Raw genomic sequence first — 14,377 nt, 5'->3', positions numbered from 1 at the left:
GACCCAGGTCACATGGAGCGGTCAGCTACCCCAGCGGGCCTTCTCCAGCAGCGCGAGCGCCTCGGTGGCCGCGTCCGCGCCACCGGCCCGCAGCACCCGGGCTGCCTCGTCGACCGTCTCGGTCAGTCGCAGCCACTGCGAGTCGCGTTCCTTCGTCGCCTCGGAAACCGCCTTGAGCTGCTGGTTCTTGACCCACAGCTCGACGAAGATGGAGACCTTGGCCCGCAGCACCCACGGGTCGAACGGCTTGGTGAGGTAATCCACCGCACCCACCGCGTAGCCCCGGAGGGCGAGCTGGGCGTCCCGATCGGCCGCGGTCAGGAACAGGATCGGCACGTGCCGGGTCCGCTCCCGCCGCTTGATGTGGCTGGCCGTCTCGAAACCGTCCATGTTGGGCATGTGCGCGTCGAGCAGGATCACCGCGAAATCGTCGGTCAGCAGCTGTTTGAGCGCGGCCTCGCCACTCTCCACCGCGACCGCGGTCACCGGCAGACCCTGCAGGATCGCTTCCAATGCCAGCAGGTTGTCCCGCCGGTCGTCGACCAGCAGTGCTTTGGCGCGCTCACCCACGCGTGCTCACCTCGTTCCTTCCGACGTCGCCTCACCAGCCCGTGCCCGGTCGCGGCTCGAGAGCCGCGACCGAAGATCAGACTCGGTCAGCCACGTTCCGGTTCCGTGGTCTCCGCGTTCACCCAGCGCGCCATCAATTCGATCAACTCGTCCAGATCGACCGGCTTGGTGATGTAGTCACTGGCGCCGGCGGCGAGGGCCGACTCCCGGTCACCGGGCATCGCCTTCGCTGTGAGGAACACTACCGGTAGGTCCCGGAAACGCTGATTGCGGCGAATTCCCCGCGTCGTCTCGTACCCGTCCTGGTCGGGCATCATCGCGTCCATCAGCACGATGTCCACCTCCGGATGCTCGTTCAGGATCCGGACGCCGTCCACCCCGTTGTCCGAGTACAGGACGTTCAGCCCGTGCATCTCCAGGGCGCTGGTCAGGGCGAAGACGTTGCGGACGTCGTCGTCGACGATCAGCACGGTGGCGCCGTCCAGCTGCCGGCCGGCCGGGTTCGCCGGAGCCGGTTCCTCCTGGCGCGGCGGCATGGCCAGCGACGGCATCTCCATCAGTGACGGCATCTTCAGCGCCGGGGCCGGCCGGACCGAGATCGCCTTGGCCGGCGGCAGCCCGGCGGGCAGGGCCGGCATCGGGATCGCGTCTGGGCTCAGCGCCTCCGGCATGTAGAGCGTGAAGATCGAGCCCTCACCGGCCACCGAGCGGACCGCGATGGTGCCGCCGAGCAGCGCGGCGAACTCCCGGCTGATCGACAGGCCCAGGCCGGTGCCGCCGTACTTGCGGGTGGTGGTGCCGTCGGCCTGCTGGAACGGCTCGAAGATGATCGCCAGTTTCTCGTCCGAGATGCCGATGCCGGTGTCCCGGACCGCGAACGCCACCACCTTCTGCGCCGAGACCAGCGAGGGAACGTCCGAGTCGGACTCCCGGGACGCCGCGAAGATGCTCAGCGTGACCGAGCCGTGGTCGGTGAACTTGACCGCGTTGGAGAGCAGGTTGCGCAGGATCTGCTGGAGCCGCTGCGGGTCGGTGACGATCGAGTCGGGCAGGCCGGGCGCCAGCTCCACCTCGAAGCGCAGGCCCTTGTCCTCGGCCTGCGGGGCGAACGCCTGCTCGACGTAACTGCGGATGCCGTCGAAGTCGACCACGTCCGGCTCGACGTCCATCCGGCCGGCCTCGATCTTCGACAGGTCCAGGATGTCGTCGATCAGCGACAGCAGGTCGGAACCGGCACTGTGGATGGTGCGGGCGAACTCGATCTGCTTGTCGGTGAGGTTCTGATCGGTGTTGTCCGCGAGCAGCCGGGCCAGCAGCAGCAGCGAGTTCAGCGGGGTGCGCAGCTCGTGGCTCATGTTGGCGAGGAACTCAGATTTGTACGTGTTGGCGCGGGACAGCTGCTGCGCCTTCTCCTCGAGGCCGAGCCGGGCCAGCTCGATCTCCCGGTTCTTCAGCTCGATGTTCGCCTTCTGGTCGCTCAGCAGCTTGGCCTTGTCCTCCAGCTCGGCGTTGGTGCGCTGCAGCTCGGCCGACTGGTCCTGCATCTCCCGGGCCAGGCGCTGCGACTGGGTCAGCAACTCCTCGGTACGCCGGTTCGCCTGGATCGTGTTCAGCGCCACCCCGATCGTGGCGACCAGCCGCTCCAGGAACGTCAGGTGCAGCCCGGAGAACGCGGCCACCGACGCGAACTCGATCACGCCGAGCATCTCGCCCTCGAACAGCACCGGCAGCACCACCAGGTCGTTCGGCGGCATGGCGAGCAACCCGGACCGCATGGTCAGAATGCCGTCGTGGGTGGCCCGGACCCGGATCGTGCGGCGGGACACCGCGGCCTGGCCGACCAGCGCCTCGCCCGGCCCGAACGTCACCTCGTGATCGCGGGCCACGTAGCCGTACGCCGCGGCCAGCCGCAGGCGCATCACCGCTTCCTCGTTGTCGACCAGGAAGAACGCGCCGAGCTGCGCGTCCACCAGCGGCGTCACCTCGGTCATGATCATGCGGCAGACCTCGCCGACGTCCCGCTGGCCCTGCAGCAGGCCACCGATCCGGGCCAGGTTCGAGTCGAGCCAGCCCTGCTCCGCGTTGGTCTTGGTGGTGTCGCGGAGCGTCACGATCATCCGGTTGATGTTGTCCTTGAGCTCGGCCACCTCGCCCTGCGCCTCGACCGCGACGCTCTGGGTCAGGTCACCCCGGGTCACCGCGGTGGACACCTCGGCGATCGCGCGGAGCTGGATGGTCAGCGTGGAGGCCAGCTGGTTGACGTTGTCGGTGAGGTCGCGCCACGTACCGGAAACGCCCTTGACCTGGGCCTGACCGCCGAGCTTGCCCTCCGAGCCGACCTCGCGCGCCACCCGGGTGACCTCGTCGGCGAACGACGACAGCTGGTCGACCATGGTGTTGACGGTGTTCTTCAGCTCGAGGATCTCGCCGCGGGCGTCGACCGTGATCTTCTGGCCCAGGTCACCCTTGGCCACCGCGGTGGTCACCGACGCGATGTTGCGCACCTGGGCGGTCAGGTTCGACGCCATGTAGTTGACGTTGTCGGTCAGGTCGCGCCACGTGCCGGCCACCCCACGCACCTGCGCCTGCCCACCGAGCTTGCCCTCCGAGCCGACCTCGCGCGCCACCCGGGTCACCTCGTCGGCGAACGACGACAGCTGGTCGACCATGGTGTTCACGGTGTTCTTCAGCTCGAGGATCTCGCCCTGCGCGTCGACCGTGATCTTCTGCGACAGGTCGCCCTTGGCCACCGCCGTGGAGACCTGCGCGATGTTGCGCACCTGGCCGGTCAGGTTGGAGGCCATCGAGTTGACGTTGTCGGTCAGGTCGCGCCACGTGCCGGCCACCCCACGCACCTGCGCCTGCCCACCGAGCTTGCCCTCGGTGCCCACCTCGCGGGCCACCCGGGTCACCTCGTCGGCGAACGACGACAACTGGTCGACCATGGTGTTGACAGTGGACTTGAGCTCGAGGATCTCGCCGCGGGCGTCGACCGTGATCTTCTGGCCCAGGTCACCCTTGGCCACCGCGGTGGTCACCGACGCGATGTTGCGCACCTGGCTGGTCAGGTTCGACGCCATGTAGTTGACGTTGTCGGTCAGGTCGCGCCACGTACCGGAAACGCCCTTGACCTGGGCCTGGCCACCCAGCTTGCCTTCCGAACCGACCTCGCGCGCCACCCGGGTGACCTCGTCGGCGAACGACGACAGCTGGTCGACCATGGTGTTCACGGTGTTCTTCAGCTCGAGGATCTCGCCGCGGGCGTCGACCGTGATCTTCTGCGACAGGTCGCCCTTCGCCACCGCCGTGGAGACCTGCGAGATGTTCCGCACCTGCGCGGTCAGGTTGGCGGCGAGCTGGTTGACATTTTCGGTCAGGTCGCGCCACGTGCCGGAGACGCCACGCACCTGGGCCTGCCCACCCAGCCGGCCCTCGGTGCCCACCTCGCGGGCCACCCGGGTCACCTCGTCGGCGAACGACGACAACTGGTCCACCATGGTGTTCACGGTGTCCTTGAGCTCGAGGATCTCGCCCTGCGCGGCCACCGTGATCTTCTGCGACAGGTCGCCCTTGGCCACCGCCGTGGAGACCTGCGCGATGTTGCGCACCTGACTGGTCAGGTTCGACGCCATCGAGTTCACCGAGTCGGTGAGGTCCTTCCAGGTGCCGGCCACGTTCGGCACCTCGGCCTGGCCGCCCAGCTTGCCCTCGGTGCCCACCTCGCGGGCCACCCGGGTGACCTGCTCGGCGAAGAGCCGCAGGGTGTCGGTCAGGCCGTTCATGGTGTCGGACAGCTCGGCGACCTCGCCGCGGGCCGACACGGTGATCTTCTGGGACAGGTCGCCGCGGGCCATCGCGGTCGCCACCTGGGAGATCGAGCGCACCTGGTGGGTCAGGTTCGACGCCATCAGGTTCACCGAGTCGGTGAGGTCCTTCCAGGTGCCGGCCACGCCCCGGACGTCGGCCTGGCCACCCAGCTCGCCCTCGGTGCCCACCTCGCGGGCCACCCGGGTCACCTCGTCGGCGAACGAGGACAGCTGGTCCACCATCGTGTTCACCGTGCGGCCGATCCGGAGGAATTCACCCCGCAGTGGCCGGCCGTCCATTTCCAGCGCCATGTGCTGAGAAAGGTCGCCTTCCGCCACCGCGCCGACCACCCGGGAGATCTCGGTGGTGGGCCGGCCCAGATCGTCGATCAGCGAGTTGATCGAACGGACGCTGTCCGCCCACGAGCCGTCCAGGCCCTCCTCGTCGAGCCGCTCGGTGAGACGGCCGTCGCGGCCGACGATCCGGCTGATCCGGCGGAGGTCGAGATTCTGCCGTTCCTGCAGCGAGATGACCTCGTTGAAGGCCTCCGCCACCGAACCGGCCAGACCGCCGCGACGGGGCAGCCGAACCTTCAGATCGCCGCGCCGAACCCGGCGTAGCGCCTCCGCGAGCTCGCTGAGCAGAACCGTCTCGTCGGGCCCGCCGACGCTGGCTTCCTTGGCCGCAGTCATGCTGTCCTCACTCGCTGTTCAACTGCCGGGTTACCTATCCTCTCTCGCCCGACCGGGTCAATGCGAGAGACGACTTTGTGCATACACCCGCTCAAGGGAGAGGATGCATGCTGTGCCAGCCGAGGTCGGAACCAGGACGAGCATCCCCGCGGGAGCGTCATCCGGCACCCTTGTCCGCCGGGCCCGCCTTCCCAACGACCGGCGCACCCCGGCAGCGGCGCGTGCGCTGGTCCGCTCGGTGCTGGAGGAGGCCGGCCTGGACGGCCTGCTCAACGAGGCCCTCCTGCTGACCACCGAACTCTCCACCAACGCGGTGGTGCACGCTAACACCGACCTGGACATCGAGGTGACCGCCGACCCGAGCGGGCTGACCGTGACGGTCACCGACTTCGCGCCCGGGCCGGTCGAGCAGCTCGCCGTCGGGCCGAAGAACGAGAGCCCGGACATCGGCGAGGTGGCCGAGCGCGGCCGTGGCCTGCTGCTCGTCGACCACTTCGCCAGCCGGTGGGGCACCGTGCACGAGGGCGACGGCAAGGGCGTCTGGTTCCACCTCGACCACCGTCACCCGGACGGCACCGGCCAGGGCCGGATCCCGACCGCGACGGACGCACCCAGCCTCGGCGCGCTGACCGGGCTGCTGCGCAGCGGCTCCGACCGGCAGACCGACGAGGGCCTCACCGAGCTGGCCGCCGACCTGCTCTCCCGGCTGGCCCGGCTGACCGGCGCGGCCGGCGGCGTCGTACGGGTGGACCGTGGCGACGGCATGGGCCGGCAGCTGCTCGCCCGGTACGGCCGCGCTCCCCGGGACAACGCGGACACCATCCGGGTCCCCCTGACCGTGCACCGGCCGTACTCCGGTGAGCTGGAGCTGGACGCCGCCCCGGTGGGGTACGCCCAGGCCCTCACCGTCATGGTCGCCGAACGGTTCTCGCTGCACCTGGAGAACGACCGGTTGCGCCGCGCCGACATCCGCCGGCAGACCTGGATCACGTTCCTGGCCGAGGCCAGCGAGCTGCTCGCACAGTCCCTCGACGTCAACCTCACGATGGCGCTGATCCCGCAGCTGGTGGTGCCCCGGCTGGGCCAGTGGTGCGCGGTGCACACCACCGACGCCTGGGGCCGGTTGCAGCTCTCCGCGGCCACCCACGCCGACGAGTCCACGCTCGCCCAGCTGCACGCCACGCTCGCCGAGACCGGCCCGGAGTCGATCCTGGCCCGGCTGGAGGAGGCGTCCCGGCTCGGCACCCAGGTGATGTTCGGCGCCCCGCTGGAGGGCTTCGCGGTGCCGCTGGTGGCCCGGGGCGCCCGGCTCGGCACGCTCGCGGTCGGCCGGCACGCCAAGCACCGGCACGACGCCGACGAGGTGGCCGTGCTCGAGGACGTGGCCCGGCGGGCGGCGCTGGCGATCGACAACGCCCGGATCCACGACGAGCGGCGTACCGTCGCGCGCACCCTGCAGGCCTCGCTGCTGCCGCCGGCCCTGCCGCACGTCGAGGGGATCGGCTTCGCCGCCGAGTACGTGCCGACCGGTTCCGAGGTGGGCGGCGACTTCTACGACGTGATGCCGTTCGGCGACAACCGCTGGCTGGTGGTGGTCGGCGACGTCTCCGGCAAGGGTGTGCAGGCGGCCACGGTGACCGGCCTGGTCCGGGACGTGATCCGGATCCTGGTCGACGACGGCAAGTCGCTCAGCGAGATCCTGCACCGGGTCAACCGCACGCTGGTGCAGCGCGGCGGCGGGCGGTACTGCACGCTCGCGATGGCCTCGGTGGTCCGGCGGCCGGACCAGACCCTCGGCGTCTGCCTGCACCTGGCCGGGCACGACCGGGCGGTGCTGGTCCGGGCGGACGGCACGACCACGTACGTCGGCGAGGGCGGCACCGCGCTCGGTCTGCTGGAGACGATCTCCTCACCGGACGCCGAGATCACGCTCCGGCCCGGCGACTCGCTGATCTTCTACACCGACGGGGTGACCGAGCGGCGCCGTGGCCGGGAGCTGTTCGGCTCGACCCGGCTGCGGGACGCGGCCGCGCCGCTCGCGGGATATCCCGCCGACGCGATGGCCGCCCGGCTGCGCTCCACGACGATCAACTTCTCGGTCGAGGAGCCCCGCGACGACATCGCGATCCTGGTGCTGCGCAACGACGCCTGAATCCGTCGTACCCATTAGATCTGCCCTTTTTGTCGGGCCGATCGTGGCATGGTGTTGGCATGGCGAAGACGCAGTATTACACCGCCACCAGCATCGACGGCTTCATCGCCGACGAGCGCAACTCGCTGGATTGGCTCTTCGAGGTGGACGAGGGAACGCAGAACCCGTTCGGCGAGTTCTTCTCCGGCGTCGGAGCGTTCGCCATGGGCGCGACCACCTACGAGTGGGTGCTGGAGAACGACAACCTGCTGGAAGAACCGCAGAACTGGCACGACATGTACGGCGACGTGCCCTGCTGGGTCTTCACCCACCGTGACCTGCCGCCGGTGCCGGACGCCAACGTCTTCATGATCAGTGGGGACGTCCGCCGGGTGCACGAGGCGATGCTCGTCGCCGCACAGGGCAAGAACGTCTGGCTGGCCGGCGGTGGCGACCTGGTCGCCCAGTTCGCCGCCGAGGGACTGCTCGACGAGATCATCCTGGGCATCGCGCCGGCCGTGCTGGGCAGCGGCACCCCGCTGCTGAAGCACCGGCTGCGGGTGGACGAGATGATCCTGACCGGGGTGCGCGAGGTCGGCCAGTTCGCCTACCTGACGTACGCGGTCGGCGACGTCGCCCGGCTGGGCCGCCACCTGGCGGCCGAGACCGTGACCCTGCTCCCCGCGCCGTACTGACCCGTCCGCCGGTTCAGCCGGCGGGGCGGCGCCAGGACGCCCAGGCGGACGCGACCGCGTCCTCGACCGTGCGCCGCGCGCGGAAACCCATCCGCTCGGCCCGGCCGACGTCCGCGATCACCGCCGCGGCGTCACCGGGCCGCCGTTCTCCGGTACGGAACGGCAGCTCGGCACCGGCCACCCGCCCGGCGATCCGGACGATGTCGAGCACCGACGTCGGCCGGCCGCTGCCGATGTTCACCGCCTGACGCGACGGCTGCCACGACCGGCCGCCGAGAAGAGCGACCCCACGCAGGTACGCCCGGGCCACGTCCTCGACGTGCACGTAGTCGCGCACCGCGCTGCCGTCCGGCGTGGGGTAGTCACCGCCCCGCACGACGAGCTCCGTCCCGTCGGTGAGCGCCCGGAACACCGCCGGCAGCAGGCTGGCCGCCCCGGTGTCCGCCGCGTACGGATGCGTCCCGGCCCCGATCACGTTGAACTGCCGCAGCGCCAGCGACCGCAGCCGCCCGTCGCCGTGCTCCGCGATCAGCCGCTCCCCCTCGTCCTTGGTCACGCCGTACGGGTTGACCGGCCGCCGCGGCTGCCCCTCCGCGACCGGTGTCCGCCCGGTGTCGCCGTAGACCGCCGCGGACGACGCGAACAGCAACCGCCCCACCCCGGCCCGGGCCATCGCGGTGAGCAGGTTCCCGGTCCCCTCGACGTTGTGCGACCGGTACGGGGCGTCCTCCAGCGCGGTCTTGCGCGCCGCGAGGTGCACGACGCCGGCCGCCGGATGCTGCTCGAACAGCTTGTCCAGCTCATCCGGGTCGGTGACCGAGCCCTTGACCACGGGTACGTCGGGCGGCAGCCGGTCGGGGCGCCCGGTGGAGAGGTCGTCGAAGACCACCACGTGGTGCCGGCGACTCAACAGGTGCACGACGTGCCCGCCGATGAAACCGGCGCCACCGGTCACGATCCAGGTCAACGTCGGTCCTCATCCGGATGGCGGCGCCAGCTGCTTCACCAGGACGAGACACGGTTCCTGCACGCGTACCGTGTTGCCGTCCTCGAGCACATGTTCACGGAACGTGGCCAGATGCCGGTCCCGCCACGCGGTGAAGGATAAGTCCTCGTAGAGCCGGATGGCCCGGTGGTTGTCCGGATGTACGCCCAGGGCGACCCGTCCGTGGCCGAGCGCGCGGAGCCGGTTCTCGGCCTCGGCGAGCAGCCGGCGGGCGACACCGGAACGCTGATGCCGTTCCATCACGCGCAGGTGCTGGAGCAGCGGGACGCCGGGCAGCCCGTCGCGCAGTTCCGGCTCCTCGGGCGGCGCGAACCGGAGGAAGAGGTGCCCGGCGAGACCCTCGCCGACCAGGGCCAGCAGCAGGATGCCCCGGCGGTGGTGGAGATGGTCGAGCAGGTGGTGCCGGTCGTACCGGTCCTCGATGAGTTTGCGGACGTCCTCGTGCGAGGCCGCACGTATCGACACGTCGTCCATCACCGCTGGGCCTCCCCGGCTCGCCTTCGGTGATCGTGCCGCTACCGGGCGCTGCTGTCGACTCGGGACGACAGCAGCGCGGGCTCGTCAGCGGTTCAGCAGGCCGATGACGACCACCGTGGCGCCGAGCGCTCCGGTGATCAGGAAGGCCGCCGTCAGCGGCAGCCGGGCGGCCACGGTGACCACCCGGACGATGGTGAAGGTGACGCTGAGGACGAGCCAGCCGACGACGAGCACGGCGGCCAGGGCGGCCAGCGCCACCAGGGCGGCCGACAGCTCCTGCGCGTATGCGCCGTCGACGGCGGAGGGGATGACTTCGGCGAGGGTCGGGACGGTCGCGTGCATGGGAACCCCCTGCATGTCGGTCTTCGACTGTTCCACCTGTAGTGCATTTAATTGCACTGTAGATTGCTGGAGTTCAGCCGAGCAATGAGTAGAGGAAACTAGAAGATTCATTCACGCCGATCACGGATCAGGCACGTGTCGTTGCACCTGCCACGCGGCTCCACCTGCGACTGCTAGGGTGCAGAGCGCCAGCTGGCGATGGGCGATACGGCTCGTCGGGTGTAGTACAGTGAAATTTCCTGGAGGTGCCGGAGTGTCCGCTGTGGCCGACCCCGGTCGGGTTCTCGCCAAGCGATTGCGTGAGCTGCGCAAGTCGTGGTGGCCAGATGTCTCGATCACCCAGGCGGAGCTGGCCGAGGCGATCAGCGGGCGGAAGAAGGCGAGTCTCCAGCTCGTCTCGTCCTGGGAGCGCGTCGCCGACCCCACCGCGCCTCCCGAGGATCGGCTCAACGCCATCCTGACCTTCTTCAGCAGCCGCCGTTCGATCGAGCGGCGGCCGTACCGGCTGGTCAGTGAGGGCGACCTGACGCCGGAGGAGGCGGCGACCCGGGCCCTGCTGCGGGACGAGCTGTTCGCGCTGCGGGCCGCGGCGCTCGCCCCGGACGCGGCGGCGGCGACCACCGACGTGCCGGGCCGGCCGAGCATCGTGGGCCGCGGGCCGTGGCACTACAAGGTGGGGCCGGTGGTGATCGTCTGCGCCGAGCCGGGCACCGAGGCGCCGCCGGCCACCCTCGACCCGGACCGCTCGAAGCTCTCCCGGCTGGCCGACCTCGACTCGCTGTTCGAGCTGCACGGGCACCTGCGCGCGGTCAACCCCGACCTCGAGGTGCGCTACGTCGGCGCCCGCGACATGCAGGAGGACGACTGGACCGCCCACCTGGTGCTGCTCGGCGGGATCGACTGGAACGACGCGACCCAGGACGCCATGCGGCTGACCCCGATCCCGGTCACCCAGCACTCGGACGACGACGACCCGAGCCGCGGCTGCTTCCGAGTCGTTAGTCGGGGCGAGACGCACTCCTTCCCGCCGGAGTTCGACAACCGCGGAGGTGCCCGGGTGCTGGTTCAGGACGTGGGACATTTCTTCCGGGCGCCGAACCCGATGAACCGCGAGCGGACCCTGACCGTATGCAACGGAATGTACGGCAGTGGGGTTTACGGAGCGGTTCGCACGCTGACCCATGACGTCTTCCGGGAGAAGAACGCCGAGCACCTCGCGCAGACCTTCACCGGGGACGCCTTCAGCCTGCTCTTCCGCGTCCAGGTGCTGAACGGCGTCGCGGCCACCCCGGACTGGACCGCGCCGGGCACGCTCCTGCACACCTGGCCGGAGGTGGACGAGCGTTGAGCCCGGGGTCCCTCGTCGACGCCCGCGAGCTGCACCACGGCTCGCACGCCGGCCTGCTGCAGGACGAGGAGCTGCCGACCGGCGCACCCGCCGGGCTGGACGCGATCATCGTGCCGACCGCCTGGCCGGTCGACGCGCTGCGGCACGTCATGCAGGTCGGCAACGCGATCGGCTGCCCGGTGGTCGCGCTCTGCAGCCGGGACGCCTCCGCCGAGCGGGCCCGCAAGCTCGCCGAGCACGAGGAGGCCGCGGTCCTGGCGGTCGACGTGGACCAGCCCTTGGCCCGCAAACTCCCGGCGTTCGCCACCGACCGGCGGCTGCGGGAGGCCGGGTTCGGCAGCACCAGCGACCTCAGCCTGAAGCGGAACCTCGGGCTCGTCCTGGCCCGCGGCTCGGGCTGGCAGCGGGTGCTGTTCCTGGACGACGACATCCACATCGACGACCCGCAGCACCTGCACCGGGCGGCCGGGCTCGTCGACGACTACCGGGCGGTCGGGCTGGCCAACCACGGCTACGCGGACAACTCCGTGGTCTGCCACGCCTACCGCGAGGTCGGTGGCGCGCAGAGCACGTTCATCGGCGGCGGCGCGATGATCGTCGACACGTTCCGCACCCGGTCGTTCTACCCCAACATCTACAACGAGGACTGGTTCTTCCTGCTCGGCGACGGCATCCCGTTCCGTGCGGCACGCGCCGGCGCGATGCGGCAACGCACCTACGACCCGTTCGCCAACCCGGGCCGCGCGGCCGCCGAGGAGCTCGGCGACACCCTTGCCGAAGGCTTGTTCTGGCTGCTGGAGACGGGTTCGCCGGACGCCGTGGCGGAGAGCGCTTACTGGGGTGACGCGCTGTATCGGCGGCGCCGGTTCATCGACCTGGTCATCGACCTGGTCGGCGACGGCCCGGAGGGCGAGCGGATGCGCCGCGCGCTGGTCGCCGCGCGGGGACGCAGCGCGGCGATCACCCACCGGCTGTGCCAGAGCTTCGTGGAGCTGTGGCAGGCCGACCTGGCACGCTGGCGCGCCTACCTGGACGAGGTGCCGGTCAGCTCCAGCCCGGAGAAGTTCCTGCACGAGGTCGCGATGACCGACCACGTGCACACCTCGACGGCGTTCCGGGATCGCTGAGGCCCTTTCCGGTACGGGCGGCTGCCGCCCGTACCGGAAGAAGACCGTGCGTCAGACGCCTGCCGCGCCCACCGTGTCGAGGATCCAGGCCAGCACGAAGGCCTCTTCCCGCCACGAGTCGTAGCGGCCGCTCGGGCCGGCGTGCCCGGCGCCCATCTCGGTCTTGAGCAGGAACTGCCCGTCCGGAACTGTCGCGCGCAGCCGGGCCACCCACTTGGCCGGCTCGTGGTACATCACCCGGGTGTCGTTGAGGCTGGTCACTGCCAAGATCTTGGAGTACGGCAGCTTGGCGACGTTCTCGTACGGGCTGTACGCCTTCATGTACGCGTAGACCTCGGCCGACTCGAGCGGGTTGCCCCACTCCTCCCACTCGGTGACGGTGAGCGGCAGCGACGGGTCGAGGATCGAGGTCAGCGGGTCGACGAACGGAACCTCGGCGACGATACCGGCGAACGCCTCCGGCGCCAGGTTCGCGATCGCGCCCATCAGCAGGCCACCGGCCGAACCACCGCGGGCCACCAGCCGGTCGGCGGCGGTCCAGCGGTTGCGGACCAGCGCCTCGGCGCAGGCCACGAAGTCGGTGAAGGTGTTCTTCTTGGCCAGCATCTTGCCGTCCTCATACCACCGGCGGCCCATCTCGCCGCCGCCGCGGACGTGCGCGATCGCGTAGACCACGCCGCGGTCCAGCAGCGAGAGGCGGGCGATCGAGAAATACGGGTCGATGCTGTGCTCGTAGGAGCCGTATCCGTAGATCACGGCCGGTGCCGAGCCGTCCCGGACCACACCCTTGCGCGTGACGATCGAGATCGGCACCCGGGTGCCGTCCGGCGCCGTGGCCCACTCGCGGAACTGCTCGTAGTCGGCCGGGTCATACCCACCGAGCACCGGCTTCTGCTTGCGCAGGGTCATCGACCGGGTCACCAGGTCGACGTCGAAGACCGACTCCGGGGTGACCAGCGAGGTGTAGCCGATCCGGACGGTGGCCGTGTCATATTCCGGGTTGCCGCTCAGGCCGACGCTGTAGAGCGGCTCGGGGAAGTCCATGTCGTACGTGTCGGTGCTGCCGTCGCACATCACCCGCAGACCGGTCAGGCCGTCCTTGCGCAGGGAGATCACGATGTGCCGGGCGAACGCGTCGACCGACTCGAGGCGGGTACCGGGCTGGTGCGCGATCAGCTCGACCCACTCGCCCGGGGCGTCGACCGACGTGTAGGCGACCGCGAAGTCCTCGGCGTCCCGGTTGTGCAGGATCAGGAAGCGGTGACCGTGGTGCTCGATCTGGTATTCCACGCCCTGCTGCCGCTCGGCGACGAGCACCGGCTCGGCGTCCGGGGTGTCGGCCGGGATGATCCGTACCTCAGAAGTGATCTTGCTTTGGGCGTCGATCACGATGAACTTCTCGCTGCGGGTGAGCTCGACGCCGACCCAGAAACGCTCGTCCGCCTCCCGGTAGACGACCACGTCGTCGCCGACCGGTGCGCCGACCACGTGCCGGTGCACGGTGTCGGGGCGCCAGGCCTCGTCGACGGTGATGTAGAACAGCACGCGGCCGTCACCCGACCAGGCGCTGCCGTAGAACGTGTCCGGGATCTCATCGGCGAGCACCTCGCCGGTGCGCAGATCCTTGACCCGCAGCGTGAAGCGCTCGTCACCGGCAAAATCGGTGGAGTAGGCCAGCCAGTTGCCGTCCGGCGAGATGTCGAACGTGCCGAGCGAGAAGAACTCCTTGCCCTCGGCCAGCACATTGCCGTCGAGCAGCACCTCCTCGCCGGCGCGCTGCTCGTCGACCGGCGGGGCGGTCTCACCGGGACGGACCGGCACGCGGCACTGGATGCCGTACTGCTTGCCCTCCTCGGTGCGGGTGTAATACCAATACCCGCCCTTGCGGCCCGGGACCGACAGGTCGGTCTCCTGGGTGCGGTCCTTGATCTCCTGGAAAGCCTTCTCCCGCAGGCCGGCCAGGTGCGCCGTGGCCGTATCGGTCCAGGCGTTCTCCGCCTCCAGATAGGCGACCGTCGCCGGGTCCTCTTTGTTCATCAGCCAGGCGTACTCATCGGTGACCGTGTCGCCGTGGTGAGTGCGTTCGGACGGGGCCTGGTGAGCCGTCGGCGGGCCGGCGGGCGTTTCGATCGTCACCCCGAACACGTTACCGGCTTGCACACCCCGCACCTCGCCGATTAGA

Annotated in this window: 10 protein-coding genes; 4 read left to right on the top strand and 6 right to left on the bottom strand. The window is 70.1% G+C overall.

Translation table 11 applies throughout. From position 1 onward, the window contains the following. Nucleotides 1-21: 21 nt before the first annotated feature. Both ADL15_RS10415 and ADL15_RS10410 read right to left on the bottom strand, forming a co-directional pair. On the bottom strand, nucleotides 22-570 hold the full coding sequence (locus ADL15_RS10415; protein WP_067687709.1) for a response regulator: 549 nt from the start codon (nucleotides 568-570) through the stop codon (nucleotides 22-24). An 86-nt stretch (nucleotides 571-656) separates the two neighbouring features. Then, on the bottom strand, nucleotides 657-5,069 hold the full coding sequence (locus ADL15_RS10410) for a HAMP domain-containing protein (RefSeq protein WP_067687707.1): 4,413 nt from the start codon (nucleotides 5,067-5,069) through the stop codon (nucleotides 657-659). Nucleotides 5,070-5,172: 103 nt separating this feature from the next. Here ADL15_RS10410 and ADL15_RS10405 point away from each other — a divergent pair, with 103 nt between their 5' ends. Both ADL15_RS10405 and ADL15_RS10400 read left to right on the top strand, forming a co-directional pair. After that, on the top strand, nucleotides 5,173-7,221 hold the full coding sequence (locus ADL15_RS10405; RefSeq protein WP_394326928.1) for a SpoIIE family protein phosphatase: 2,049 nt from the start codon (nucleotides 5,173-5,175) through the stop codon (nucleotides 7,219-7,221). Between the two features lie 59 nt (nucleotides 7,222-7,280). Continuing rightward, a complete protein-coding gene (locus ADL15_RS10400; RefSeq protein ID WP_067687704.1) occupies nucleotides 7,281-7,895 on the top strand; it encodes a dihydrofolate reductase family protein in 615 nt (204 codons plus the stop codon). 13 nt (nucleotides 7,896-7,908) lie between these two features. Here ADL15_RS10400 and ADL15_RS10395 read toward each other — a convergent pair whose 3' ends face one another. From ADL15_RS10395 to ADL15_RS10385, 3 genes are all read right to left on the bottom strand, one after another. After that, nucleotides 7,909-8,862, bottom strand: coding sequence for an NAD-dependent epimerase/dehydratase family protein (locus ADL15_RS10395; RefSeq protein WP_067687702.1), 954 nt, complete (start codon nucleotides 8,860-8,862; stop codon nucleotides 7,909-7,911). 9 nt (nucleotides 8,863-8,871) lie between these two features. Beyond that, nucleotides 8,872-9,375, bottom strand: coding sequence for a GNAT family N-acetyltransferase (locus ADL15_RS10390; protein ID WP_067687699.1), 504 nt, complete (start codon nucleotides 9,373-9,375; stop codon nucleotides 8,872-8,874). 87 nt (nucleotides 9,376-9,462) lie between these two features. Beyond that, nucleotides 9,463-9,720, bottom strand: coding sequence for a hypothetical protein (locus ADL15_RS10385; protein WP_067687697.1), 258 nt, complete (start codon nucleotides 9,718-9,720; stop codon nucleotides 9,463-9,465). 253 nt (nucleotides 9,721-9,973) lie between these two features. Here ADL15_RS10385 and ADL15_RS10380 point away from each other — a divergent pair, with 253 nt between their 5' ends. Both ADL15_RS10380 and ADL15_RS10375 read left to right on the top strand, forming a co-directional pair. Continuing rightward, nucleotides 9,974-11,068, top strand: a complete 1,095-nt coding sequence (locus tag ADL15_RS10380) for an XRE family transcriptional regulator (RefSeq protein ID WP_232344009.1) — start codon at nucleotides 9,974-9,976, stop codon at nucleotides 11,066-11,068. After that, nucleotides 11,065-12,195, top strand: a complete 1,131-nt coding sequence (locus tag ADL15_RS10375) for a hypothetical protein (protein WP_067687688.1) — start codon at nucleotides 11,065-11,067, stop codon at nucleotides 12,193-12,195. Before ADL15_RS10380 ends, ADL15_RS10375 begins: the two co-directional genes overlap by 4 nt. A gap of 51 nt (nucleotides 12,196-12,246) precedes the next feature. Here the strand turns inward: ADL15_RS10375 and ADL15_RS10370 are convergent, their stop codons facing one another. Beyond that, entirely contained in the window at nucleotides 12,247-14,331 is a 2,085-nt protein-coding gene (locus ADL15_RS10370; protein WP_067687891.1) for a S9 family peptidase, read from the bottom strand. Nucleotides 14,332-14,377: the final 46 nt, after the last annotated feature.

It is taken from the genome of Actinoplanes awajinensis subsp. mycoplanecinus (assembly GCF_001509495.1).
Taxonomy (GTDB): Bacteria; Actinomycetota; Actinomycetes; order Mycobacteriales; family Micromonosporaceae; genus Actinoplanes; species Actinoplanes palleronii.
The sequence above is the reverse complement of the archived record's forward strand: the minus strand, read 5'-3'. Positions and strand labels throughout refer to the sequence as shown.

Coding starts and splice junctions, on each gene's coding strand:
- ADL15_RS10385 (WP_067687697.1), bottom strand. CDS start 9,720: ATGCACGCGACCGTCCCGACCCTCGCCGAAGTCATCCCCTCCGCCGTC.
- ADL15_RS10400 (WP_067687704.1), top strand. CDS start 7,281: ATGGCGAAGACGCAGTATTACACCGCCACCAGCATCGACGGCTTCATC.
- ADL15_RS10410 (WP_067687707.1), bottom strand. CDS start 5,069: ATGACTGCGGCCAAGGAAGCCAGCGTCGGCGGGCCCGACGAGACGGTT.
- ADL15_RS10405 (WP_394326928.1), top strand. CDS start 5,173: ATGCATGCTGTGCCAGCCGAGGTCGGAACCAGGACGAGCATCCCCGCG.
- ADL15_RS10390 (WP_067687699.1), bottom strand. CDS start 9,375: ATGGACGACGTGTCGATACGTGCGGCCTCGCACGAGGACGTCCGCAAA.